General features: G+C 68.2%; 22 protein-coding genes. 5 read left to right on the top strand and 17 right to left on the bottom strand.

Annotated elements, in window-relative coordinates:
* The first annotated feature begins 443 nt into the window (after positions 1-443).
* Positions 444-1,337 (top strand): DUF8757 domain-containing protein, encoded by an 894-nt coding sequence (locus IEY61_RS22205; protein ID WP_189047423.1) that lies wholly within the window; start codon positions 444-446, stop codon positions 1,335-1,337.
* Here IEY61_RS22205 and IEY61_RS22210 read toward each other — a convergent pair.
* Together IEY61_RS22210 and IEY61_RS22215 are read right to left on the bottom strand one after the other, a co-directional pair.
* The gene (locus tag IEY61_RS22210; RefSeq protein WP_229706323.1) at positions 1,327-1,623 is read right to left on the bottom strand and encodes a DUF4326 domain-containing protein; all 297 of its coding nucleotides are present in this window, start codon (positions 1,621-1,623) and stop codon (positions 1,327-1,329) included. The genes IEY61_RS22205 and IEY61_RS22210 overlap by 11 nt on opposite strands.
* A gap of 43 nt (positions 1,624-1,666) precedes the next feature.
* A complete protein-coding gene (locus IEY61_RS22215; RefSeq protein ID WP_189047425.1) occupies positions 1,667-2,002 on the bottom strand; it encodes a hypothetical protein in 336 nt (111 codons plus the stop codon).
* Between the two features lie 20 nt (positions 2,003-2,022).
* On the opposite strand from IEY61_RS22215, the gene IEY61_RS22220 reads away from it, so the two are divergent.
* On the top strand, positions 2,023-2,463 hold the full coding sequence (locus IEY61_RS22220; protein ID WP_189047427.1) for a hypothetical protein: 441 nt from the start codon (positions 2,023-2,025) through the stop codon (positions 2,461-2,463).
* Positions 2,464-2,508: 45 nt separating this feature from the next.
* Here the strand turns inward: IEY61_RS22220 and IEY61_RS22225 are convergent, their stop codons facing one another.
* The 3 genes from IEY61_RS22225 to IEY61_RS22235 all read right to left on the bottom strand — a co-directional run bounded on the left by IEY61_RS22225 (position 2,509) and on the right by IEY61_RS22235 (position 8,789).
* Entirely contained in the window at positions 2,509-3,417 is a 909-nt protein-coding gene (locus IEY61_RS22225) for a DUF6528 family protein (protein ID WP_189047429.1), read from the bottom strand.
* Positions 3,418-4,166: 749 nt separating this feature from the next.
* Entirely contained in the window at positions 4,167-4,436 is a 270-nt protein-coding gene (locus IEY61_RS22230) for a hypothetical protein (protein WP_189047431.1), read from the bottom strand.
* A gap of 135 nt (positions 4,437-4,571) precedes the next feature.
* On the bottom strand, positions 4,572-8,789 hold the full coding sequence (locus IEY61_RS22235) for a HEAT repeat domain-containing protein (RefSeq protein ID WP_189047433.1): 4,218 nt from the start codon (positions 8,787-8,789) through the stop codon (positions 4,572-4,574).
* Between the two features lie 278 nt (positions 8,790-9,067).
* Between IEY61_RS22235 and IEY61_RS22240 the strand changes: the two genes are divergently transcribed.
* A complete protein-coding gene (locus IEY61_RS22240; RefSeq protein WP_189047436.1) occupies positions 9,068-10,051 on the top strand; it encodes an SCO2521 family protein in 984 nt (327 codons plus the stop codon).
* On the opposite strand, the gene IEY61_RS22245 is transcribed toward IEY61_RS22240, so the two are convergent.
* From IEY61_RS22245 to IEY61_RS22260, 4 genes are all read right to left on the bottom strand, one after another.
* Complete coding sequence (locus IEY61_RS22245) at positions 10,030-11,007, bottom strand: SCO2522 family protein (protein ID WP_229706325.1); 978 nt, start codon at positions 11,005-11,007, stop codon at positions 10,030-10,032. The two genes, IEY61_RS22240 and IEY61_RS22245, sit on opposite strands and share 22 nt — an antisense overlap.
* Positions 10,992-11,921, bottom strand: a complete 930-nt coding sequence (locus IEY61_RS22250; RefSeq protein ID WP_189047438.1) for an SCO2523 family variant P-loop protein — start codon at positions 11,919-11,921, stop codon at positions 10,992-10,994. Before IEY61_RS22250 ends, IEY61_RS22245 begins: the two co-directional genes overlap by 16 nt.
* Positions 11,921-13,762, bottom strand: coding sequence for an SCO2524 family protein (locus tag IEY61_RS22255; protein WP_189047440.1), 1,842 nt, complete (start codon positions 13,760-13,762; stop codon positions 11,921-11,923). The genes IEY61_RS22250 and IEY61_RS22255 overlap by 1 nt, the downstream gene beginning before the upstream one ends.
* A gap of 232 nt (positions 13,763-13,994) precedes the next feature.
* Positions 13,995-14,786 carry an SCO2525 family SAM-dependent methyltransferase gene (locus IEY61_RS22260; protein WP_189047442.1) on the bottom strand — a complete coding sequence of 264 codons (792 nt, stop codon included), beginning with the start codon at positions 14,784-14,786 and terminating at the stop codon, positions 13,995-13,997.
* 531 nt (positions 14,787-15,317) lie between these two features.
* Between IEY61_RS22260 and IEY61_RS22265 the strand changes: the two genes are divergently transcribed.
* Together IEY61_RS22265 and IEY61_RS22270 are read left to right on the top strand one after the other, a co-directional pair.
* The gene (locus IEY61_RS22265; protein ID WP_189047444.1) at positions 15,318-17,072 is read left to right on the top strand and encodes a family 43 glycosylhydrolase; all 1,755 of its coding nucleotides are present in this window, start codon (positions 15,318-15,320) and stop codon (positions 17,070-17,072) included.
* Between the two features lie 321 nt (positions 17,073-17,393).
* Entirely contained in the window at positions 17,394-17,981 is a 588-nt protein-coding gene (locus IEY61_RS22270) for a GIY-YIG nuclease family protein (protein WP_229706326.1), read from the top strand.
* A 231-nt stretch (positions 17,982-18,212) separates the two neighbouring features.
* Here IEY61_RS22270 and IEY61_RS22275 read toward each other — a convergent pair whose 3' ends face one another.
* The 8 genes from IEY61_RS22275 to IEY61_RS22310 all read right to left on the bottom strand — a co-directional run bounded on the left by IEY61_RS22275 (position 18,213) and on the right by IEY61_RS22310 (position 25,387).
* Positions 18,213-19,175: a DMT family transporter gene (locus IEY61_RS22275; protein WP_189047446.1), complete on the bottom strand. Its 963-nt coding sequence runs from the start codon at positions 19,173-19,175 to the stop codon at positions 18,213-18,215.
* Between the two features lie 245 nt (positions 19,176-19,420).
* Positions 19,421-20,101, bottom strand: coding sequence for an NADPH-dependent F420 reductase (gene npdG / locus IEY61_RS22280; RefSeq protein ID WP_189047448.1), 681 nt, complete (start codon positions 20,099-20,101; stop codon positions 19,421-19,423).
* Between the two features lie 71 nt (positions 20,102-20,172).
* Complete coding sequence (locus IEY61_RS22285) at positions 20,173-21,132, bottom strand: electron transfer flavoprotein subunit alpha/FixB family protein (RefSeq protein WP_189047450.1); 960 nt, start codon at positions 21,130-21,132, stop codon at positions 20,173-20,175.
* Between the two features lie 12 nt (positions 21,133-21,144).
* Positions 21,145-21,924, bottom strand: a complete 780-nt coding sequence (locus tag IEY61_RS22290; protein WP_189047452.1) for an electron transfer flavoprotein subunit beta/FixA family protein — start codon at positions 21,922-21,924, stop codon at positions 21,145-21,147.
* Between the two features lie 113 nt (positions 21,925-22,037).
* Complete coding sequence (locus tag IEY61_RS22295; protein WP_189047455.1) at positions 22,038-22,787, bottom strand: thioesterase family protein; 750 nt, start codon at positions 22,785-22,787, stop codon at positions 22,038-22,040.
* Positions 22,780-23,367 (bottom strand): cupin domain-containing protein, encoded by a 588-nt coding sequence (locus tag IEY61_RS22300; RefSeq protein ID WP_189047457.1) that lies wholly within the window; start codon positions 23,365-23,367, stop codon positions 22,780-22,782. The genes IEY61_RS22295 and IEY61_RS22300 overlap by 8 nt, the downstream gene beginning before the upstream one ends.
* Complete coding sequence (locus IEY61_RS22305) at positions 23,367-24,230, bottom strand: HpcH/HpaI aldolase/citrate lyase family protein (protein ID WP_189047459.1); 864 nt, start codon at positions 24,228-24,230, stop codon at positions 23,367-23,369. Before IEY61_RS22305 ends, IEY61_RS22300 begins: the two co-directional genes overlap by 1 nt.
* Positions 24,227-25,387, bottom strand: coding sequence for an acyl-CoA dehydrogenase family protein (locus tag IEY61_RS22310; protein WP_189047462.1), 1,161 nt, complete (start codon positions 25,385-25,387; stop codon positions 24,227-24,229). Before IEY61_RS22310 ends, IEY61_RS22305 begins: the two co-directional genes overlap by 4 nt.
* Positions 25,388-25,423: the final 36 nt, after the last annotated feature.

Consider the following 25,423-nt stretch of genomic DNA (forward strand, 5'->3'; position numbering starts at 1 on the left):
GGGCCCACATCCACTGGGCCATGATCGACAACATGAGTCGACGCCTCACCCACGAAACCACCCCGTCCTGGCGAGACGATCAACCCGAAACAGACACACCACAACACACATGATCGAGATGCCCTCTTATTACTCTGCGAGCCCCAAAGGGGCCTTCCGGGTCCAAGATTCACTCCGCTCAAGGGATCACCGGTGTGGCAGGTCGCCGCCGAACGAGATGCCTCCGTGGACATCACGCCCCTACACGACGGGGCCGCCGTCACCTGATGGCGCTCCCGCGCCCCGACATCGAAACTGAACCTCACCCGCCGGCGATACTGCGCCTGCTAGGCGGCGGCGTGTCGCGCCGTCCTCGGCAGGTCGTTCCCGATGACTGGCGCCCCACCGACTTAGATGCGAAGCTGTCTATGTAACGAGAAGTGCACAGGAAGCCACGTTCAGCGATGATGGTGGTTCTGTTGGAACAACTTCCGTTGTGGGGACCGAGCGCGGACGAGCATCCGCCGTCGAAGCCAGTACTGACCCAACCAGCAACGCTTCGCCTCCTGATCACCGTGAAGGCGGCGCCCAACCCCTCCGCCCGCTATGGAGAGACAGTCTGCGTCGGCGCGCTCAGCCTGGACCCCCCCTGGACGGGTTGGATGCGCCTCTACCCGATCCATTTTCGCGAACTGGCCGACGACAGCAAGTTCCGCAAGTATGACATCGTCCGCCTCCAGGCAGTGCCGGCCAGAAAAGACGTCCGCCGCGAGAGCTGGACGCCGATCGTGGACACCATCACCACCGAGCAGCATCTTGCAGCCAACCAGCAGTCCCGCCGAAATCTCCTCGATCCACTCGTCGAGGACTCCATGTGCCGTCTCAACGAGCAGGCACGCGACGCTCCGAGCGCACGATCGATCGCCCTGATCCGCGTCGCCGATGTCTCGTCCATGCAGATCAAGCGCCATCCCGGCTGGTCGGCGGAAGACCGCAGAAAGATCGCGGGCTACCTCAACCAGCTCGACCTACTGACGCCCTCCAAGCCCATCCCTTTTCAGGCACCACGATTCACCGGCTCCTACCGCTACCGATGCGCAGACCGCCGTTGCCGCGGACACCAGCAGACACTCTGGGACTGGGAGTTCGTCGCCCTACAACGTCACCTCACGCAGCTCACCGATGCGGAGGCCACGGATCAACTCAGGCACAAGTTCCTCACCCAGCTCTGCGCGTCCGACCGCGACGTCGCCTTCTACGTGGGCAACCAGGCGGCAAGACCGCAGTCCTTCAGCATCGGCGGCGTCTACGCACCCAGGCGACCTACCGCTCGATACCGACTACACGTCAGCCGATGACCTCGGCCAGCACATCGGCGTGACAGGCATCCTCAACGCGGCACCAGCACGCCAACTGTTTCCCGGCGAGCTCCCGACGCGCCCGCTCGACAAGCGCCGGCTGCCCCACCAGCCACTGCCGATACAGGCGCAACGCCTCAGCCCGATCATGCTTGCGAAGACTGAACGGATTGGCCCAGGGAGAACGCCGCAACCCGAACCCCTGCCGCCCGACATAGACGGCACCGGACGGCACCACCGGATGGTAGAGATCCCCCTGCACACGAACCCGGGACTGGACCACCACGCGGTCAGCGTAACTGCCGACGACGGGCTCTGGCGGGTGCTCATCAGTGCATCGCGTCCAGGACACGCCGGCCCAGTCCAATGGCTTCCGAGCTGGTCCGCAGAGCGACCTGTACGTCCTCGGCTGCGTCCTGCACGAACTCCTCGCCGGGCGACGGGTCTTCGCCAGCGGCAGCGACTTCGAACTGTGGCGCCAGCACGTCATCGAGCCGCCACCACCCCTGCGTACGCTCCGCCCCGACGTGCCCCCAGAGATCGAGGATCTGGTCCTCGACCTGCTGGCCAAGGCCCCCGAGGACCGGCCCGCAGAAGCCTACGACGTCTACGAACGGCTGCTGCCGTTCCTGCCCCTGCCCGGCTCCGCCCCGCCAGCGCCGCACTCGGCGCCGAAAGTCCCCGCGTGCTGGCCCTGCGGTCACGACGAGCAGCCATCCTCGTCATCGGCGGGGACTTCCGGCAGGCGCTGCCCGAGTTCGACGCCCTCGCCGCCGCGTACGCCCGCACCGCCGGCCCCACCAGCGAAGACGCGCTGGAGTGCCTGCGGCAGGCCGCCCACTGCCGAGTCGAAATCGGCCACGCCACCACCGCCCTGCGCCAATTCCGGCAGGTGCTCACCCACGTACGCGCCGCCTCCGGCGACGCCTCCCCCGCCGCCCTGGACCTACGCCGCAACATCGGCATGCTGCTGCTCACCGAAGGTAAGGCGGAGGAGGCTCTGGACGAGCTGCGGCCGCTGCACGACGACCTCTGCGTCGTCTACGGCCCACAGCACGAGGAGACCCGGGAAGTCGCCGACGTGCTCGCCCGGCTGCGCCTCGGCAAGGTCACGGCCGACGAGTAGCGGGGGCAGCTCATCCGCCCGCCGATCTAGGCCGGTACGGTCCGGCTACCGGTAGCTCCAGACCACTGGCCGGGCCTTGTAGATCGCCGCTCCGGAGAGGTAGCGGTTGCCGACGTAGGAACCGTTCAGCCGGTACAGCCAGACGTTGCCGTTGCCGTAGGTGCCGTCGCTGTTCGCGCCGGCGACCTTGGTGGTGAAGACCAGCCCGCCGGAGTGGTTACCGATGCTCTTGATCTTGTTTGTGTCGATGGACCCGGGTGCCCGCTGGAATCGGTTGCGGTTGATGTCATACCGGTAAACGTGGCTGGTGTTGCTCATCCACAGGTTGGCGGAGGTGCCGTAGACCGGTGACAGGTCGTGCACGTTTCCGGTGACCGTTCGGCAGGCGGCGTTGGTGAGTTTAGGAGCGGTGGCCGTGCCGCTCACCTTGTAGCTGCACAGCCGGGTGCCGCCGGCGGCCCAGAGGCGCTTGATGGCGCTGTCCCAGTAGACGGCGTGCGCCTTGGCGAACGCCTTCGTGGCGGCCGGGCTGGTCCGGCCCTTGCCGTAGAGGGTGAGCTTGCCGGGATCGGAAGAGGCGACCACGACAGCGCCGTTGGGCAGCAGCTCGATGGCGTGCGGGTTGCCGCCTGGCGTCACCTGGTACCGCACCTTGCGGGTGGCGTAGTCGACAATCCCGGCCCGGCCACCGGACGCGGCCACCAGGACCACATTCCGCGAGCCCTGCTTGCGGAACTTGACGTCGGAGAGGTTCTTCCAGCCGCTGCCAGCGGGGCGCTTCCACGACCACTGGGCCGAACCAGCCGTCCACCGGCTGGCGCCGGCGCTGAAGATCCTGACCCCGTACCGCTGGTCGACCACCGCGACCCGGTCACTGGCCGCCTGCGCGCCGGTCGGCGCGACCAGCACTCCCACCATGCCCACCGCCGCCGCGCCGAGGGCTGCGCCGATCACGCGCCACCCCCGTCGCGCCCTGTCTGCCGATCGCATCATCGCCATGAAACCTCCCGTGTGACGAGCCCCGTCGGGGGGCGTTGACGGGTGCGGCCCCCGAAACGCCGGCCTGCACCACGACTCATGGTGTTCGAACGTATGCGAGTGGTGACCGGCCGGCAATGACGGCGTTGGATGGGCGACAGAACGTCAGTTCGTCGCTAACGGGCGACCACCGGTTGGTCGAGAGGGAAGCGCCGGCCCCACGGCGGCAACACAGGTGAAGACCGGACCGGCAGCGCTGCCGCTAACCACAGCGTCACCGACAGAATTTGGTCAGGATGCTTAACCTGATCGGCGTGGGCGTGGCCATTGCCCGGCGCAGCTCAGCGAGGTAGCCGCCCCGTGCCACTTTCATCCCGCCGCACGCGGCGCGGATGAAGTCGTCGTCCTTGACGATGGCAAGCTGGTCGCAGGCCAGGCAGCCGCGAAACCGAACGCCGTGGTGAATCCGCCGGGATGCCGCAGGCCCGCCGCCAGCCGCTCGTTCACGACGCGTAGTCGTACCACGTGGGATCAGGCCGCGAGCGGTTGGTCCAGCCAACCTCGCCCACCCCTGGTCCAGGCTCCGCATCTGCATCGCGGGCACGGCGGCCGTGCACATCCCCGGCCGTCGCTCACCGCCAGCACCTCGCGGCAGTCGCCGATGTCGACCATCTGCCATTGGCGGCGCCAACCTGGCGCCTGGTCAGGCCAGCCGGTTGACGTGCCTACGCCGGGCGCGCGTCCACAGTGAAGGCGTCGGCGTAGTCCAGATCGTGCTGTTCCACCACGTCGAAGTTTGCCCGCAGCAGGCCATCCAGTACGGCCAACTGCTCCGCGCTGAACCCCAGGTGACGCGCTCCCCGAGCCTTGGAACGGCTGCTGTGCACCGCCACCACCATCCGCCCACCGGGCGCGGTGGGTGACCCGACGCAGCTCCTGGACACCCGCTGCCAGATCCGGCCGGCCACCCCGGACGGAGTCCCGAAAGCATCCATGCCCCCAGCATGCGGGTTCAAGTCGAATTGAAGGCAAGTCGCCAGCACATTTACCCGGACCCGGCCGGGTGCCGGGAACAGCCGCGGCGGACCCGCCGCTGGTGGGACCCGAGCCTGGGGGTGGGTCGGGCTCGATCACGGGAAGTCGTCGGGCGTGATGTCGGGCAGCGTGGCCAGTAGTTGCCCGGCCAGCCGCCGTACGGTGTCGTCGTCTTCCTGTCGGCTGAGCCGGATGAGCAGCTCTCGGGTCCGGGTGTCTCGGTAGTGGTGTCGGGTCAGCGCGAGCAACGCGGTCCGACGGATCTCCCAGTCGTCGTCGTCGGCCAGCCCGAGCAGCAGCTCCGGCACTCCGGCGCGGCCGGCCAGGGTCGCGCCGAGTTGTTCCACCGCTCGGCGCCGGACCTCCAGGGCCGGGTCGTCGCGGACCAGTCCGACGAGCAGCACCTGAACTTCGGGGTCGGCGTCGAAGTGCTCGCCGAGCGCGGCGGCGATGCGGGCGCGGATCGCCGGGTCCGGGTCGGCCAGGCGGCGCATCAGCCGCAGGGTCACCGCCATGGAGGCGGTTCCCCGCTCGGTCAGGCAGCAGACTGCGGCGTCGAACACGGTCGGGTCGGTGTCCGACTCGACGCATTCCAGCAGCACGTCGGTCATCACGTCGGGGCTGCCGTACCGGCAGAGCGTCTGCACGGCAGCCAGCCGGATGCCGACGTAGCTGTCCCGGCGGGCCCGCCGGCACAGTGTTTCCACGAGGCCCTCGACCTCGCCGTGCCGGGCGAGCGTGTCGGCGGCCGCGCGCAGCACGTTGGGGTCGGGATCTCGGCTGACCTGTTCAGCCAGGCACTCCCGCACGGCGGGGTCGGGCGGTTCGGCGAGACAGGCCAGGCTGCGGGTGACCCGCAGCCGGACGAGCGCGTCCCGCTCTTGGAGGGCTCGGCTGATGAGCAGGTCGCGGGTGGCGTGGCCGAACAGTTGCCGGCCGGTGAGCAGGTCGACGGCGGTGAGCCGGACGCTCGCGGTCGGGTCGCGTCGGGCGCTGTCCAGCAGCAGTTCTCCGATGCGGGGGTCCGGGTGGGCCTCGGCCAGGGCGCGTACCGCGGCGAGGCGCACCGTGGCGTCCTCGTCGACGCGAGCCGCGTGCGCCACCACGGTCCAGCAGGTGTCGTCGGTGCTGTCCCGGTCGATCAGCGCGGTCACGGCGGCAGCCCGCACGGAGGCGTCGTCGTCCTGTTCGATCTGGTCGATCAGCCTGCTCCGGCAGCGTCCGTCCGGGTCCGGTACGAGCGCCAGCCGCTGCACGGCGGTGGCGCGGAGCCGGGCGGAGCCGTCCGAGCTGGCCAGCTTCAGCAACAGGTCGGTCTCCTCCGGGCCGGGCCGGCCCGGCAGCAGCCTGGTAACCAGGCAGCGCCGCACCTCGTCCGGGGAGTCGCCGGTCACTCGCTGCAGCGCGCGGCTGCGGGCGGTCTCGGCGTGCTCGGGCAGGGCCAGCAGGGCTGCCAGCGCGTCCTGCACGACTGCGGGATCGGGGTCGGTGGCCAGTAGTCGCTGGAGGGTGCCGGGTGCGTCCGGCAGGTCGGTGCAGCGCGCGGTGAGCACGGCGACGGCGGCTCGCCGTACTGTGGTGGCGGTGTCCTCGGTGGCCCGGAGCAGGGCGTGGCGGATGTCGTCGCTGAGTTCGGCGCGACCGCCGAGGGACTGTACGGCCAGCGCGCGGACCGCGGGGTCGGGTGAGTCGGCGAGGTCGCGGAGCTCGTCGGTGAGGTCGGGGTCGGCGCCGAAGTGGGTGATCAGGGCCCGTACGGCGGCCTGCCGGACGGCGGTGGAGACCGCGGCTCGGGCCTGGGCGATCAGGATGTCCCGGTAGCGACGGTGGTCGCCGTCGGTGGCATCCAGCCGGCCGGCGGCTTCGGCGAGCCCGGCGACCAGGGTGAGGTGGGCTTGCCGCTCGCGGCCCTGCTGGAGTTCCCGGACGAGCAGTTCCTCCAGGTGTTCCTCGGTGGTGGACAGCGCTGCGGCGATCCGGGTGGCGAAGGCGGAGCCGGAGCGCCAGCTGGTCCGTACGCCGCGGCGGCGGTACCAGTTCAGGAAGGTGCGCCGGCTGGGCCAGTTCGGCCCGAGTGCCCGGACCGCGGAAAGCAGTTCCTGTTCGGTGAGATCGGCCAGGTTGGGGTCGTCGGCGGAGATGCCGTGTTCGATCAGCAGCACGACCTGGCGCAGCACGGCATTGCCCGCGTCGGTCAGTTCGGAGGGCTGTGGGGTTTCGGCCACGCATTGCGCGGCCAGCACGAGGTTCCAGGGCGGGGCGGTCAGGTTCAGCGGCGGCCAGGGTTGGGTGGTCTCGGTGGCGAGCAGGGTGATCAGGTCGTTGGCGATCCGGGCGGGTAGGGCGCCGGCGACGAGCCGGAGCACCTCTCGCCAGGACGGGTCGGCCCAGTGTTCGCGGAAGAGGGCGCGGAGCCGGTCGAGGTCCCAGGCGCCGGGGTCGTTCTCGATCCTGTCCACGATCTCCTCGGCGCAGAAGAATTCCAGGAACGCGCGGTGCACGAACCCGAACAGTCGCAGTCCGTATCGTTCCAGGATGAAGCTTCGCTGGCGCAGTTTGTCGATCATCGAGTTGGCCATGGCGAGCGCCCGCTCGTTCTCGAAACCGTAGAACGCGACGAGGTGGTCGCGGAAGACGCGGGCCAGTTCGTCGGGGTCGATGTAGTTGCCGGCCGTTTCTGGCTCCCCCCGGAACTGCATGCGGAATGCCAGGTGGCGCAGGAGTCGGCGCTTCGCGTGCAGGTCCAGCGAGGGTACGTCGCCGTGGCTCTCCCGCAGTTGTTTGGTCACGTCCCACTCGGAGATGAGGACGTCGGTGACGTGCGCGTACAGTCGGCGTCGGTTGCGGGGCAGGGGGTGGCTGCGGCCGACGATCGCCATGAGCATCAGCAGCAGTGGGTTGCCGGCGATCTCGTGCATCGCTCGGGAGTCGCGCAGCATGTCGAGGAGCTGTCGTCGTTGCCGTTGTGCTTCGACAGCCGGGGTGGGCATCACGTAGCGGTACCAGTTGTCGAGGAACTCGGTGATCTGTTCGTCGTCGAGGTCTTCGAGGGTGAAGTGGTCGAAACCGGCGTTGGCGAAGGTCTGTCGCTGGTAGCCGGCCGCCCGTGAGGTGACCACCGACAGCACTCCCGGGTACTCGTTGGCGAAGGTGGCGATCTGCGCGGCCACCTCTTCGCGTTGGACCGGGTCGAACACCTCGTCGAGGCCATCGAAGAGAAAGAGGGCCTGGCCGCCCTGGCGCAGGTATGGCTCCAGCACCTCCTGGTCGATTCCGGTCAGTCCCTGTTCGTGGCAGCGGCCGACGTAGTCGAGCAAGCCGTTGCAGCGCCCGTCGCGGCGGTGCGCGGCGTAGGAGCGCAGTTCGATCAGCACGGGCAGGTACCGGTTCAGCGCCGCGAGTCGGGGTTCGTCGCAGACTCCGGCCAGTGCCAGTGCCAGGTACCGTGCGGCCGCTGACTTGCCGGAGCCGGGGTCGCCGAGCAGGACGATCGTCCGGCGGCCGGGGTCGCAGACCACGTCGAACAACGAGAGCGCGTCCTTGGCCGCGTACTCCTCCCAGAGTCGTTCGAGCTCTTCCGGGTTCACCACGCCGGGTAGTCCGCCGGTGTCGCCGCCCGGTCTGGCGCCGGCCCACCGCCACCAGGCCAGTGGCATTTCCGGGCGGGCATCCTCGTGCACCCGGGGCTCGACGAACACTTTCGGCAGCCCGACGGTGAGGTAGCCGATGGTGGGACGTGGTGAGACAGCGTCGACCGGGACGGCGTGGTACCTGAGCGCCAGTTGCTTGTAGTAGTGGCCGCGTACGGCTTCGGGTAGGTGGGTGTCCGGGTCGGCGGGTCCGCGTGCGGGGGACCGCCCGCTGCGTACGTCGGCCAGCGCCGCGGTGACCTTGGCGGTGAGGTCGTCGACGCTGGTGAAGAAGGCGCACAGGTGTCGTTCCTTGAGCTCCCGGCGCAGTTCGACGATCCGTTCCCCGTCGGTGCCCCGGTCGACCTGGTCGACCGGCCAGGGGGTCTCCTCGGCGAGGAGGAAGACCAGGCAGGGTTTTCCGGCCGCGAGTGCCTCGCGGTACTCCAGTTCGGTGATGGAGGATTCCTGACCGGGCGGGCGGAATCCGTAGCGCCAGGCAAACAGTCCGATGTAGAGGTCGCAGCGGCGGACGTCGGCCAGGCAGCGGTCGAGCGGTCGTCGGACGTCGGCACCGTACGCTTCCATGGCGACGTCCTCGATCTCCAGGCGACGTGCCACTGCGTGTACGGCAGCGCGATATTCCAGCAGGTCTTTTTGAGTGGCCGAAATGTAGACCTTCATAAACGGCAACTCCAGGGGTAGCTGGCGACCGCACTATTGAAACTATCAGCCGTCGTCACGTCCGTGCGGCCGGTGATCGCTTCGCCACCATGGGATTCCCGTCGAGGTCGGGCTTACGATGTCCCTCAGGGCAGATACCGATCCGCGGGTCGGTTCCCGATGTCGCGGGGTCCCGTTGCCTCACCAGGGTCGGTGTCGGCGCGGGTCACGGCGAGGGTGCATCAGCGGGGTCGCATTCCGCAGGATGATTGCGGGCGGACGGCGATGCGGAGGAAGCTATGATCACGGTCGGTGAGGTGCACACCAACCTGCTGCAGCACAGCACGGCGCTGGCTCAGGAGCAGAGTTCGGAGGTGCTCAGCCTGGTCGAAGGCGAGGCCGTGCTGACCTCCCGCCGTCCGTCGCTCTATGCGGTCTCGCCCGATGTGCGCACCGGCGTGGACTGCTGGCTGCCCAGCGCCAGGCGGCGGCAGCTACGGGGGGTGGGCGCGGTGGTCACCCGGGCCATCATCACCGGTGGCCGAATCGTGCAGGCGTCGTCGGTCATCCAGGTCGTCGCCGGCGAACGTCGCCAGCCGTGGTCGCACTATCTGGCCAACCCGGGCGTCCTGGAGACGGTCGGCAAGCTGAACAGCGCCGACCTGACCGCGGGTTTCCTGCACGGCAACGACGCGGACGTGCTGAACCTGGAGGCGATCACCGGACGGGTGCTCGACGGGGTGCAGATGTCCGACCTGCTGGATCGGCGTCCGCCACTGCGCGCGGCGCGTACCCGGCTGCGCTGGACCGCGCAGGTGGGCCAACAGCCGGACCGGGAGGTCTCGGCCGTCGTCACCGTGGACTCCCCGACCCTGCGTACGGTTGAACTGGTGCTCGCCCCGCAGGACGTGCCGGCGGCCGTGGCCGGTCTCTGCGAGGATCTCGCGTTGCACGACTGGCTACTGACCATGCTCTCCTCCCTGATGGAGGCCGCTGTCACCCGGTCGGCCTCCGGGCAGGAGCACGTCGAGCGGTTGCGTCCCGTGCTGGAGCACCTGCTGCATCTGTGGTTGCCGGGCGCGCGGGTCAACCCGCGGCTGCGGTCGATCTGGGACCGGTTGGAGCAGGTGCCCGGATTCAGCCGGCAGTGGAACTCATCGGTGAACTGGATCCGGGATCAGATCAGCGTGGGCAACATGGCGCTGCTGCGTGACCTGGCGGGCCGCATGCGGTCGACCAGCCGTGCGGGCGCTGACCACACTCACCCGCCGATGAACACGTAACTCAGTCGGTCGACGAGCTCGCTGGGCAGGTGCAGGCCTTCACCATCGGCGCGCCGGGCGACCTGTTGCGCGACCGACGGCGGTACCGCCACCTGGCCGAGGATGGTCCGTACCGCCAGCTCGACCGGCAGGTACTGGGTGTCCATGAGGGTCAGTGTGCGGTACGCGCAGAACGGCGCGGCGGTCGGGTTGAGCTGCACGACCGCCGGCAGCTCGTCCCAGTCGACGGGTAGCTCGCCGGTGAGCCGGCTCGGTTGCATCAGGGTCTGCCCGCGGTGCCGCAGCACGCCCAGCCGGGTCATCTGCCAGACCGATGCGAGCAGCGCACACGCCCACACCCGGGTGTTCGGTTCGTCGGACCACAGCTCGATGTCCACGAAGATGGAGTGCCGGGGGTCGCCGGACTGCACCGGCGGGGACCAGGGGCGAGGCAGGGTCATCGCCGGCGCGTCAACGTGCCCGGGTGAGCGCATGCCGTTGGACAGCCACCCGGATTCACTGAGCGGGGGCCGGCTTCCGGTGGTGTGCCGGGGTGGTTCCACCACGAGGGTGTCGACCACCATCTGGGCGAGCTCGACGCCGCCGTGGCGGGCGAAGCTGGATTCCCGGGCCACGTAGTCCAACACCAGGCCGAGCTCCGCCGCGGCGCCCTGCACCTGAGGGATCACCTCGCGTGGTGAGCCGAATCGGTGGAAGTAGTCGTCCACCATGAAGCAGGTGCTGATCCGCGGCTGGCGGTGTGTCGGCAGTCCCTGGCGGGCCAGGGCCGGGATCGCCGGTGACCAGTCGGCGATGCGCGCGAACCTGCGCCGCAGCTCCTGGCAGCCGGCGCCGAAGTCCTCCGCGTAGAAGTGCCCCAACTCGACCGACAGGTGTGAGTACGCCACGCTCTCTGTCCGACGCACCGCAGCTGCCTCCTGGAACCTGACATCCACGTCGATCACACGGTTTCCCATGCGGTCTCGTCGAAGAGCTTTTCGGTCAGATTTACGATGGCGTCCACCGTCTTCACATTCGCGATCTTGGCTTGTACGTCGTGGTCCGAGATGAGCTGTTCCCGCCACTGCAACAGCGGGTCCAGCGGCACCGTGCCGAGCAGCGTCGTGCGCCCGACGCCTCGGCGGCGGGCCAGATCCGACAGTTCCGTGTCGCACCCGCGCAGGAATGCCTGCTGCGCGAGGTCGAGGTAGCCGACCTCGGGGCCGCGGGAGTCGATCACCGCCGTGCGGATGAAGCGCAGCGACTCCTGCAGCCGCTCCGGCTCGTGGCCGTATTCCTTGCCCATGGCGAGGATGCCGCCCGCCTCGAAGGCGAGATCTGCCGCTGCGGTGACGTGCTGGGGAGTCCAGCGGTGGAAGACCAACCAGCGCGCGGTCACCTTGCGTAGAGTGGGGGTTGCCGTGGCGGCCAGCGCGATCTGGCTGGCGTACGAGCGGCCGGCGCTGAGGTCCACGAGGGTCAGGTCGAACTCCTCTTCCAGCCGGAGGAAGAGTTCGGCGCAGCGTTTGGCGATGTCGTTGGTGAAGCCGAATTCGCTGCCGTTGCGCTGGCCGGGTAGCAGCACCAGCGGGCCCGCGCCGATGGGTCGCTGGCGCAGGCCGACCTGTTCCGAGGTGCCCCAGACGTCCATCTGTTCGGGAAATGGGATCTCGCCCCGCAGGTAGCGGTGCAAGCCGCCGCTGTTGGGCCCGGCGCCCTCCACCCCGTCGACGGCGTGCGGGATCTGGAACGTGATGCCAGCGGTCGGCGAGCCGAAGTCGTAGTCCAGGTAGCAGGTGGGGCGGCCGGACAGGGCGCTGCGGTAGGCGATGTTCGCGGCGGTCACCGAGCGACCGGTGCCACCCTTGTGCGACGTGACGAAGACCAGCATCAGATCCCCTCGCTGGCTTTCTGCTGCCCGGTGGTGACGTCGTTGAGCAGGAGCAGCAGCGTGTTCGCCAGGGCGGCCGCCGTGCCCGGACGTTCGTCCACCAGCAGCTGCGCCCGGTGCAGGCTGGCCCGGATGCTGTGCATGCTGCGTTGCATCGCCTTGCCGGCGAACGTGCCGCGCATCAGCTCGCGGTCGAACAGGTATTCCGCCTCGTCGATCAGGTCCTGTGCGTACGCGGCGAGCCGGCCGGCGCGCGGGAAGGGACGTTCCCAGAGCAGTTGACCGGCGTTGACCAGCGCGTGCACCACCCGCTCGGTCAGGTACCAGGAGGGCGCGTCCGGTTTGGGGGCCAGCCCGGGAAAGGCACCGCCGGCATGGTCCCACAGCTCTCGGTGCCGGCCGTCGGGGATGCGGCGCAGCAGCAGATGGTCCCACACCTCGTCGGCCAACTCGAGCAGTTCGCTGCGCCGCCGGGCGTTGCTCAGCAGGCCGGCGACGGTGATCGCCCGCTGGAGCAGCACGGTGGAGAACTCGTTCACGTTCCACGTCATGATCGGCTTGGGCGTGTCGTCGTTGAGGGTGACCCGCTTACCGGGAGTGTGCACGACCAGCGCAGACTCGCCGGGCGATGCGCGTCGGGTGACGCGTGCCCGCTGCGCCAGTTCCACGAGCACCGCGGCGATGCGGCCGAGTTCCTCGTCGCCGCCGCGTCCGACCGCGAGCAGTCCCTTGACTGCCAGCGACGTCGTTTGGAGGGTGTAGTAGTCGGTGCGGTCGCCGTCGGTCGTGCGCCACGGGATGTCCTCGATGGGCCATCGCCGCCGGTTGCCGAAGGTCGCCACCGTCGCCCAGTAGGTCCGGGTCAGCTCCCAGCGTAGTTGCAGTGCCCGGGACAGCCGCTGTTGTTCCTCGTTGAGCAGGCCGAGCAGGCGGGTACGTTCGGAGTTCAGGTCTTCGATGGCGTCCATCGCGATGACCGTGAAGTAGAGGTAGGGGGCGTTCTCGGCCGAGCCTTCGCGTTGCCGGCCGATCGGCTCGCTGGTGGGGACTTCCTCGGCGCCGGCGATGATGCCCCACGACCAGCCGCATTCGAAGAGCATGTCCCTGTTGTCGAGGTCTTCGGTGACCCGGCCCGACCCGATGATCACGCTGCGCAGGCTGGCCATGGTGTCCCGCAATTGTCCGCGCAGCGCCGTGACGAGTTCGCGGCGCGGAAGCTCGTCCTGGTTGACCATGTCGCACAGCCGGCGGCCGTACTCGTCGGTGGAGGTGAAGACAAAGGTGCTGAAGCTGCGCAGCAGGCCCACCATGGCGGCGGTGAGCCGGATGCCGGCCATCGCCTCCAGGTCGTCCAGTTGCGCGAGCAGGTCCCGTCGCTCGGTGGCTCTGCGGTAGACCTTGACGAAACCGATCGTCGCCAACGTGAGGGTGACGGAGACGGCGAACGAGTCGACGACGTCCAGGGACCGTTGTTCGTCGGTGAGATCCGGGCCGCCCTCCACCGGGTTCAGGTAGCCGCCGCCGCTGAAGATGGGCGTGCCGTCCTCGGCGGTGTACCGCCTGAAGTAATCGATCATGACGCCGACCAGCCGGCGGGGAATCTCGATCGCACCGCCGATGGGGCTGAGGGCCTCGACCACCTCGTCGTCGGCGCTGTCGGGGTCATCGAGCGACAGCACGGGGACCTTGGCCATGGGAAGAAGCAGGATCAGTAGTTGCTCGGCATCACTGATGGAATTGCTACCGCTTCGGCCGCCCCAGTGCCATTCACCCTTCTCCCAACAACTCCGCATCGTGGCCCGCCAGATGTCGAGGATCTCCTGGCGCGGCTGTATTCGCATGATCCACCGCCGTCTGCATGTAGTCGCCGACTCGGAACCGCTGGTCTTGCCGTGCGCACGATGATCCACGATGACTGGCACCGATGTGCCATGTCATGGTAGCGGGCCGGTCGAGTGCCACCGGAGACGCTCTGCCTGCCGCACGTCGGCGAGTCCCCCGGGCCTTGATGCAGGATGTCCGCCCGGCAGGCCGGGGGCGTCCACTCGGCGGCGACGATGATACGCACCGGCACTATCCGCGGGTGCGGCCGGTGGCCAGCAGCATGCTCAGGTATCCGTCGCGCAACGACGGTCGGGGGCGCTCCTCGTGGACGGTCACGTCGTACGCGCCGGCCGCGATGCCAGCCACCACCTCAGCGCGTTGCAGCGCCACGGCCGGGAAGAAGCGCGGGCCGACGCGGTAGCCGGCGGACCCGAGCATGACGGCCACGGCGAAGGGTGAGCCGGGGCGCAGCGCCCGCAGGAACCGGGCGACGGCGTGTTCGGCCTCCGCCCGGTCGGCCGAGATGGAGCAGGCCACGAAGAACATCGTGCCCGCGTCCCAGGTGTGCTGCGGCAGGTCGAAAACGCTGGTCCTGCAGACTCGGCCGACCTGTGCCAGACGCCGTCGCGGATCGGGCAGCGCCGCGTACGCCGGGTGCTCCACGCAGACCTGCCAGTACGGGTCCCAGAGTTCGTCGTAGCCGTCGACCTGCGTACGCAGCCAGCGCACATTCGACGTGGACCACTCACACAGATCGATGGTGTACGCGAACGGCAGGAGCGTCAGGGCCGGGTAGAGGTTCGCACCCGATCCAACGTCGACACAGCGTGCGTCGGCCAGCTTCGCTCCGGCGAAGAAGTCTCGGGTTCGGCGGAGCAGCTCCCGGTCGTCGGAGCGCAGGTCCGCGTAGTTGTGCCGGACATAGGCCTGCGGGTCGAAACCGTCCCACTCGACCTCGGTGTTCACCGGCCTCGGGGACTGGATCGGCACGGATGACGCGGGCGACTCGCCACAACCGCCGGCCGCCGGGGTCAACGCCATGGACGTGCCTCCATCGGTCTCGGCGGATCACACTCGGTTGCCGCTCCGGCGCGGTCAGTACATCGAACATTGTGCATCGAACCTGTTGCCTGCTCGCAAGTGACGGCACGTCACCGCAGACAAGGAGCGGCAACCTGGCACGGCCCCGCCTTCCCCCGATACGCAGGGCTGACCCCGTCACGGTGCCCGCTCCCCCTCGGCGGCCTACGACCTTGGAATCCCCAGCTCAACATCATGATCAAGTTGCTCTCAGGCGGCCATCGACCCTCTTGACACACTCCAGATTGTAGCGTTAACATCACCGCAACATTGTTAACGCTAACAGGGAAGCTCAGTTCATTGGCCCCGCACCGGCCGAGGCCGAGTCAAAATGGACCCGTGCGCTGGAAGTCCGCCCTTCAACACCCTCGCGATCACCTTCGAGGACCGCCACACCATCAACCAACGAACAACACGCCGGTTACACCGGAAATCCGACACTTCCGCCCCGTTGTTAGCGCTAACGCAGCCCAGACGGAAGGCTATGACCTGATGGCTATCGAGAAATCCGCTGGAAAGCGACGTCAAGGTTTAGCGGCTATTGGCCTTGCTCTCCTGGTAGGAGTAGGGATAGGCCAACTGACACCGATCGGGCCAGCCTCGGCGGACAAGCCCGCGCAGCCGGCGGCGCCGGGCCACAAACCCCAGACCCCGTCCGCCAAGGTGCCGCTGAGCGGTGTCGACATGGCGCAGACATATGTGAACCCGATCAATCTGCCCGGGATGGCGGTGCGCAACATCGTAGGGACGATGCCGCCCACGGACGCGAATGTCGCAAACACATCGCAAATTCCAGCCAGTTTGAACCTGGAGACGTGGACGGCAGCGTCCGGGCGGACTCTCGCGAGCCGATCCACCGTCGGTTTCACCAGGATTTCGGAGAACTCGGCACGGACCGGGGCGGACTGGTCCGCGGTGAACGTCGACGGGACCATCTATCTCTACGCATCCGGTGCCATGCAGAGCGCGCCGAACAACAACCGCACCGTCTGGTCCACCACCGACTACCTCACGTGGACGCCCCATGAGATGAACCTGGGCTTGGTCGCACCAACCGTCGTGCAGATCGGCAACAAGTTCTACATGGCCGGCAACAACACGCCGGTCTATCAGGCGGACTCGCCCACCGGGCCGTGGACCAGCATGGGGAACTTCCTGCGCCCGACCGGCCAGACCCTGAGCGTCGGCGACGTGCAGTTCTTCCTTGACACGGACGGCCGGCTGTACTTGACGTACAACATCGGCTCGCCGATCATGGGCGCCGAACTCGACCCGAACAATCCTCGGCAGCTCATCAGCGACCCGGTCGTGCTCTGGACCTTCGACCCGCGCCAGGAATGGCAGCACATCGGTGACAACAAGGCGACCTACACGCATGGGTACGTGGAGGGCGCACAGCTGTTCAAGGTGGGGAAGACCTATTACCTCTCGGTCGCGTCCGGTGGCACCGAGTACACCACGTACGCGACGGGCGTCATGACGTCGAAAAAACCGCTTTCAGGATTCAAGGAAACGCAGCAGAACCCGATCGGCTACGGGAACAACCACCCCAGTGCGGTATATCCGAACGCCGGGCACGGCAGTTTCGTACTCGACGATTCCGGTAACCTGGTGTTCTTCTACACCTACGTCATCGCATACGAGGAGTTCTTCGAGCGACGGCTGGGAATGGACATCTGCAACGTGATTTCCACTGGTCCGCAGAAGGGAGCGATCGATTGCGAGTTGTCCAACACGCCGCAACTGGCCCCCGGCAAGAAGATCGCGGGCAGGGACGACGTCGGGCTCTACAATGTGGCCACCAACAGCCAGGTCTACTGGGCGAGCAGCTATGCCCCCGGGCGCAACCCGTACTACGGCGGGGACCGATCACTATCCACCTGGTGGGAGCCGGCTGACAACGACAACGCGCCCACCTACATCAGGGGCTTCGGGACCGTCTTCCACATCTCCGCTGCCCAGATCCAGTGGAAGGAGCTCGGACGGACGTTCACGAAGGACAACGCCGTGCAGTACACGCTGGAGTACAAGGACATTCCGACCAACACGTGGCGGACGCTGGTCGACAAGAGCACGAACACCACCGCGTACACGGCTGACTACGTCACCTTCGACCGGGTGCTGACGAACGCGGTCAGGCTGAAGATCCTGGGTACGACCGAGAACGTGAAGGTCGGAGTCCACGAACTCAACGTGTTCGGCGAGAACTACCACCTGGTCGCCTCGAAGGGCATGATCACCAAGTAGTCCGGTTGCTGGGGCGGCGCAGTAAGGAGCGGGCGAAATCAACCGATTTCGCCCGCTCCTTCATGTAGCGCATCTCAGCACGCCTCGGCGGATGATCTGCTGGATGGCCGAGGCGAACGACGTCGTGGCACCCCGGCTCGGCCTTCCCGTTCTCCCCGTGGTCGACTGGCTCGACGGGCCCAGATGTGGGCCTGGCGTCACGATCTCATCGACATTCCGGCAGCTCCGCTTCCGGTCCGCGTGGCCATGGTCCAACAGTCCGTCGACCGGCTGGACCGCCAGCCGAACGTCGATCCGCCGGGGACGCCTAGGATGGTCTCGATGACCATTCCCGAAACCCGACCCGACGGCGCCCCCACCGACGGAGCCCGGGTCGAAGAGGCCCTGCGGCTGCTCTCCGGCGCGCCGGTCGAAGTCGATGTCGCCGTCAAGCGGCTCAGCCGTGGCAGCGGTGTCTACGCCTGGTGGGCTGGTCCTTCGATCCTTCCCGACCTCCCCGGGCCACCGAATGACAGCATCCCGTCGCTACGGCTGCTGTATCTCGGACGGGCAACCAGCCTGCGGGGCCGGATCCTGCGCAACCATCTGAGGCGTTCGGGCAGCTCGACTCTGCGCCGTACCCTGGCCGGGCTTCTGGTGTCCGAGGGATACCGGACGACCTGGACCGATCGTGTCGTCCTGGTCCCCGAGGACGAGGCGCGGCTGACCGCGTGGATGTCCGCGCACCTGCGTTTGACGTGGGCGGAGGACGCGGAGCCGACGACCATCGAGGCCGAACTTGTCCGGCGTTTACACCCGCCGCTCAACGTACACGGCGTCGACCCCGAGCACATCCAGGCGGCCGTGGTCGCCGCCAAGAACTCATACAACGCCAGCAGCCGCCCGGACGAGCCCTCGCAAACGCCGTAACCGTCTGCCCGACACGTACCGGTGCGCGCTCATGGGCATCCGGATTCTCACCGAGCATCCGCGCGCATTCCAGGCACGAGTCTCTCCCGAAGAGTTGGTTGCCTCGGGACTCGGTACCCCACGCCTGGTCGGCGGCTGCAGCGATCCCACGCCACGTGTAGCCTTCAGCCCGCCATTGCCTGAACGGAGTGTGCCCGTGGCGGGCGTGCGACCGCGCCGGTGTCGGTGGCGTCACCGCTGTGACGTCGTGCTGGGTATTCGCTGCTCGGAGCCGGGTTGCGGCAGTGTCACGGCGGGACGGGTGCTGCGGTGTTCGTGTAGCGAGAGCAGGACGACCGAGCCCAGGACCAGGACGAGGCCAACCCATTGACTGGGGTTGAGCCGGCCGTTGAGCAGGGTGAGTCCGACGAGCGCGGCTGACAGCGGGAAGGCAAGCTCGGCCAGGGTCGCGCGGGAGGCGGGGGTGTTTTGCAGGGCGTGGTAGTACAGCAGCAGGGCCAGCAGGCCCGGTACGGCCGCGAGCACCACCAGCCGGGGCAGCAGCGCTGGCGGTACGGCGACCGGCGTGCGTGTCGCCGCGGCGAAGCCAGCAAGCGTGACCAGGCCGACGGCGAACCGCAACGTGGTGACGTGCACAAAGGACAGCTCATGACTGACCATTCGTCCCAGCACAGTCCCGGCAGCCCACAGCAGGGCCGCGCCGACCGCGAGCGCCGCCGCACCCGCGCCACCGACGGTCACACCGAATGGATCAGGGAAGGCCAGCAGCCAGGCCCCGACCAACGCAGGCAGCGCGAACAAGGGAAACCGCCGGGTTACGCGCTCGCCGAGCAGGGCGGCAGCCAGCACGAGGGCGAGTACCGGCTGCAACTTCTGCAGCACCTGCGGCGTGATCGGATCGCCTAGCCGGAAAGCTGCGGTGAAGAGTGTGGTCGCCAGCGCCGATGATCCCGCACCGATGACCAGCACACCCACCTTGGTGCGCCGACTACACCGGGCGAGGGAACGCAGCGCGGGGATCAACCAGGGCGAGACGAGAAGTACGAGGACGATGTGCTCGACGAGGACGACACTCAACACCGGCAGTTGCCGGGAGAGGGGTTCTCGCAACAGGCTGGAGAAACCCCAGAAACTGGCGGCGACGGCGACGAGCCAGGTGCGGTCACCACTACGACCGGTGGCAGGGTGGGACATCGCGCATCTCTTTCCACAGGTGTGCAGGCAACACGATGGCCCGCCGGACACATCAGTTCGTCGCCATCAGGGTTGAGGTGATCCACGAGCGGTGACCGCTCCCCCGCTTTCGATCTTCAACGAGGCCAGTTGTGCCACGGTGCCGACGACGCGGCGCAGCCCGGAGCCGGTCACCGACAGGTCGTGGAAACCGGCGGCGGTGAACTCTCGTCCCGAGCCGCGGCCCAGGAGGTGCGGCGGCCCCGTCAGATGTCGGTGATCCGGATCCCTGCATGCGCCTTGTACCGGCGGTTCACGCTGATGAGATTCGCGGTAAGTGCCTCGACCTGGTGTGCGTTGCGCAGCCGCCCCCCGTACACGCCTCGCACGCCCGGGATGCAGCTGGCCAGATCCCGCACCAGGTCGACCGCCTCCCGCACATCTGCCAACACCAGAACGTCAGTGTCGACCGAGGCGGCCTCCGGGTCGTCGAGCGTGACCGCGCTCACGTTGTGGAACGCGCCGACCACGATGCTGTCCGGCAGCAGCGCCTGCGCCTGTTGGGTCGCCGATCCCTCCTCAACCGGGAGCGCATAGGCACCCTGCTTGTCGAAGCCGAGCGGGTTGACACAGTCGACCACCACCTTGCCAGCCAGGCTGGCCGCCAACCCTTTCAGCAGGTCAGCATGCCCTTCCCAGGGAACGGCGATCACCACAATGTCCCCGGCAACGGCCGCACCGGTGTTGTCCATGCCAGACACGGCACCGCCCGTCGCCCGGGCCAGCTCGGTGGCGGTGCCGGCAGCCCGCCCCGGGTCGCGGCTGCCGATGACCACCGCCAGCCCGGCGGCCGCGAATCGCCGCGCCAGGCCCCGACCCTGCGGGCCCGTACCACCCAGGACCGCGATGCTCTTGCCGACAAGCGACTCGGGCAGGAGATCTGTCATGATGCCTTAACTCCTTCTGGTCAGTCTGTAGTCAGCTTCGCTAACGGGACACGAGCTGGTTGACTCGCCCATCACGTGCGCTTGCGGATCTCCTCGACGGCCTGCGGTACGACCTTGAACAGGTCGCCGACCACGCCGAAGTCGGCCAGTTCGAAGATCGGTGCTTCGGCGTCCTTGTTGACCGTGACGATGGTCTTGGAGGTCTGCATCCCGGCCCGGTGCTGGATCGCCCCGGAGATACCCAGGGCGATGTACAGCTGGGGGGAGACCGTCTTGCCGGTCTGCCCGACCTGGAACTGGTGCGGGTAGAAGCCCGAATCCACCGCCGCCCGGGACGCGCCCACCGCACCGCCGAGCAGGTCGGCCAGTTCCTCGACGAGCTTGAAGTTGTCGGCGTTACCGACACCACGACCACCGGACACGACGACGGAGGCTTCGGTCAGCTCCGGGCGGGAGCCCTTCTGCTCGGCGACCCGCTGCACCACCCGGGCCAGCTTGTCCGTGTCGCTGACGGTGACGGTGAGTTGCTCCACCTCCTGGCTGGCCGGAGCCGGGGTCGGGGACAGCGAGTTCGGGCGGACGGTAACCAGCGGCAGGCCACGAGTGACCTTCGACTTCACGATGGTGGAACCGGCGAACACCACCTGGGTCGCGGTGCCGTCCGCAGCCAGGTCGGTCACGTCGGTCAGGATGCCGTTGTCCAGCTTCACCGCCAGGCGGGCGGCGATCTCCTTGCCCTCCTGCGACGAGGCCAGCAGCACCGCACCCGGGCGCACCCGCTTCACCAGATCGGCCAGCACGGTGGCCTTCGGGGCCACCAGGTAGCCGTCGATCTCCTCTCCCTCCGCGGCATAAACCTTCGCCGCGCCGTACTCACCCAGCTTCGGGCTCAGCGCGTCGGCGGCGCCGGGACCGCCGAGCACGACCGCGGCGGGGGTGCCCAACTGCCGGGCGAGGGTGAGCATCTCCAGGGTGACCTTCTTGACGCCGAACTCCCCGGTGGCTTCGACGACGACGAGAATCTCAGACATGACCCGCACCCCTCACACGAACTTCTCGGTGGCGAGGAACTCCACCAGCTTCACGCCGCCGTCGCCCTCATCGGTGACCTTCACGCCGGCCGACCGCGGCGGGCGCTTGGCGTGCTCCAACACCGTGCTGGTCGCCCCGTCGAAACCCACCTCAGCGGCGGCGATGCCCAGGTCGGCCAGGGCCAGGGTCTGCACCGGCTTCTTCTTCGCGGCCATGATGCCCTTGAACGACGGGTACCGCGGCTCGTTGATGGTGTCCCACACGGAAACCACAGCCGGCGTCGAGGCGGTGACCACCTCGTAGCCCTCCTCGGTCTGCCGCTCGACGGTCAGCGTCGACCCGTCGACGGTGAGCTTCCGCGCACCGGTCAGGGCGGCCACACCCAGCCGCTCGGCGATCATGTGTGGGATCACCTGCACCCGCCCGTCCGTCGACTCCGCACCACAGATGATCAGATCCGCGCCCAGCTGGCCGAGAGCGGCGGCGAGGACCTTCGACGTCGCCACCGCGCACGAGCCGTGCAGGGCGTCGTCCACCACATGCACCGCCTTGTCCGGCCCCATCGACAACGCCTTACGGACCGACTCGGACGCCCGATCCGGACCCATGGTCAGGATCGTCACCTCGCCGCCGTGCGCCTCCTTGATCTTCAACGCCTCCTCGATGGCATACTCATCCATCTCGTTGATGACGTTGTCCGTCGAACCACGATCGACAGTGTTGTCGTCAGAACGCAGGCTGCGGTCCGCCCCCGAATCAGGCACCTGCTTGACGAGTACGACGATATTCATCGCGCTTCAACGACCTCCCACTACGTAATCTGCCGGCCCAGCCAGCTCCATAACACGTCCCGGTGGGGCATCAATCTCGGTCATGCTGGTTCCCTTCGTGGCGGGCGGGGCTATCAGTCGACGTCGGCCGGCCAGACGACCCGACGGTTCTGGCGCGCCTGGGCGATCATTTCGCCCATCGAGGTGTATAGAGAGGTGTCGTCCATACAGAAGTCGTCGCGGGCCCAGGCCGTGGACGACACCGCGAGGTACCACCCGTCGCGAGGAGCGGGCGGCTGCGGCCGAAGGTGAAGCGTAAAGTCGATGGTGGGGACGAACGCCGGCACACGCGGGCTGAGGAAGAGTCCGGGCGGTACCGCGTCGATAAGTACCGCCGAGCGGCCGAGTGCGCCGAGCGTGGCCACCGGCCGAGCCGACTCGTTCAGCCTCATCCAGGCGCGCGTGGCCGTCCCGGCGCCCGTGTCGGGGATCAGCCGTAGCTCGAGCAGTCGGCTCCACGGCTGGTCGCGGTACGGCGGGTCGTACCTGGGGGTCTGCTCCGGCGTGGGTATGCCGGCCAGGTCGATCGGCGCTCTGAGGATCTCGGTGCCCCGGACGCGGGCCAGCTTCGCTACGGCGCGGGCCCGGGGGTGGCCCTGGAGCAGCGAGACCTCAACGCACGCGGTCCGTCCGCCCTGGTGCCGGGGGGAGACGAGCAGATCCGCATCGCCGAGGCCCACTGAGCCGCTGAACTCGACCGCCAGGGACAGCACCTCGAACCCCGGGATGCACTGAGCGGCCTCACCGAGCGCGGCGATCACGCGACCCCCGAAGACGCCGTCGAAGCCGCGCCATTCCTCGACGAAGTGCGCGCGGTCAGCCACGAGCCACCCGTTCCCGCACCATGATGTCACCCGAGGGAGGTTCTCCCGGCCAGTCGGCGGCGGCGCGGGCCCAGCGCGTGCCAGCGAGGTCGAATGCCTCCGCTCCCTCGGGCCAGTCGTCGACCGTGGTGATCCGCCAGCGGGTCTCCGACGTCAGCAACACCTCGCCGCGCCGGCCGGAGCGAGCATCGACGGAGATGATCGGTTCAGCGGCGGTCGGGCTGATCTCCTCCGGAGTCCGGAAGATCGCCGGACCGCCGAACCACGCCAGCGCTGTGCACCCCTGCGGCGCCTGCATTCTGGTTCGCAGGAACCGCGCTGGGACGTGTGTCAGCTCACCCGGGCCGTGGACCTCTCCCTCGAACTCGAGGTGGCCGTCGAGCACGAAGAACTCCTCGGCGGCCAGGTAGCCACCCGGGGTGTCGCGGACGAAGCCGACGGGAAACCGGGCCAGGAGCGTGAAGGTGTCACCGTCTGACTCCAGTGGCACGAGATCCAGGCCAAGCTCGGCCCCCAGCATCGGGACCCTGCGCCAGGGGATGCTGTCCGCGGTGAGGTCGATCGCGCGTGGCCGAGGCATCAGGGCTCCGCGCGAGCCGCGAGGGCCAGGATCTTGTGCGCGTTCCTGAGCACGGCGCCGTCCACGAGGCGGCCCTGGTCGTCGAGCAGCACACCGCTCCCCTCGGCCTCTGCCGCCGCCAGCCGGCTGATCACCGTCCGAGCCTCCTCGGCTTCCTCTCGACTGGGGGTGAACACTTCGTGCACCACGGGGACCTGAGCCGGGTGGATGCATGCGCGGCCGAGGAAACCTTGGCGACGCACCCGGCGGGTGGACTCGGCGAGGGCCTTGGCGTCCTTGGTGATCCGCGAGACGGGACCCACCGGTGGGTTGATGCCCGCAGCTGCGCTGGCCAGCACCACCATCATGCGGATGCCGGCAAGCTCGGCCTCGTCCTGGCCGGGTTCGAGTCCGGTGTCACCGGCCAGGTCCACCTCACCGATCTGCATCTGGTGCACACGTGGTCCCGCGGCGATCGCCGCCACCTGCAGCATCGCGACCGCCGACTCGACCAGCGGCATCAGCACGCTGTCGTGGTCACCGAGCGACGCGAGCTGGTCGGCCACTTCGCGGACGTCCTGCGCGGACTCCACCTTGGCGAGGGCCAGTCCGCGCAGGGTGGGGATGCCCGCCAGCGCGGCCACCTCGCCGGACCGCCGGTTCCCGCCGTTGATCCGGACCCACAGCTCGGTGCGGAGGTCGGTCGGCTGCGCGCGCAGCCAGTCCTGTACCGCGGCGAGGGCAGGGTCCTTCTCGGCGACCGGTACGGCGTCCTCGAGGTCGACGATCAGTGCGTCCGCGCCGCGGTCGAGCGCTTTGTCGAGCTTCTCCGGGGCGTTACCCGGGACGTAGAGGTAGGTGCGTGGGAGGTCGGTGACGCTCATCCCACCACCGTCTCTCCGCTGATGAGCGACTTGGCCACAACCATCCGCAAGATGTCGTTGGTGCCCTCGCCGATGCTCATCAGCATGGCATCGCGGTAGAGGCGTTCCACCTCGAACTCCGTGGAGTAGCCGTACCCTCCGTGCACCTTCATCGAGTCGATCGCCGCCTCGAGGGCCACCTCGGAGCAGAAGATCTTCGCCATGCCGGTCGGGCCGTCCGCGCGCCCCTGCCGGACGGCGTCGGCGGCCCAGTACGCCATCAGGCGGGCGGCCTGTACCTGGGTGCCGAGCTGCCCCAGCTTGAGCTGGATCGCCTGGAAGTCCGAGATCGGCCGGCCGAACGCCTTGCGCTGCTTGGCGTAGGCGAGGGCCTCGTCATGGGCACGCTGGGCGATCCCAACCGAGCGGGCCGCGATGTTCACCCGGCCCCACTCGAGGGCCGACAGCACCTGCTGCATGCCCTTGCCCTCGACGCCGCCGACCAACTGGTCACGGTGCACCCGCACGTCCTGCAGTGAGATTTCGCAGGACTCGGTGCCGTTGTAGCCGAGCTTCGGGATGTCCTTGGTGACCTCGAAGCCGGGGGTGTCCGCCTCGATGAGCAACACACTCATCCCCTTGTGCGCTGGCGAAGCGCCGGGGTCGGTCTTGACAAGAACCGGCAGCGGGTCGGCGTACCGGGCGTTGGTGATCCACATCTTGGAGCCGTTGACGACATAGTGATCGCCGTCAAGCCGGGCAGTCGTGCGGATTCCCTGCAGGTCGGTGCCGGCGTCGGGCTCCGTCAGCCCGATACCGGTACGCCGCACACCGGTCGCCAGGTCGGGCAGGTACTTCTGCTTCTGCTCCTCCGTACCGTGCATGGCGATCAATCGGCAGGCCAGCGAGTGGCTACCGAGGATGCCGGCGATACCCATCCAGCCGCGGGCGATCTCCTCGAAGACGAGAGCGAAGGAGACCGGGTCGAGGTCGAGGCCGCCGTACTCCTCGGGCACGGTGATGCCGAACAGGCCCATGTCGGCCATGCCCTTGACGATCTCCGTCGGGTATCGGCCGGACTGCTCCCACTCCCGCGCGACGGGGACGACCTCCCGGTCCACGAATTGGCGTAGGAGAGCACGGAATTCGCGCTGTTCCTCGTTGAGCTTGAAGTCCACGTGCAATGCCTCTCTGTGCTGGCAAGGGGGTCGGCG

Source organism: Micromonospora sonchi (genome assembly GCF_014646235.1).
Taxonomy (GTDB): domain Bacteria; phylum Actinomycetota; class Actinomycetes; order Mycobacteriales; family Micromonosporaceae; genus Micromonospora; species Micromonospora sonchi.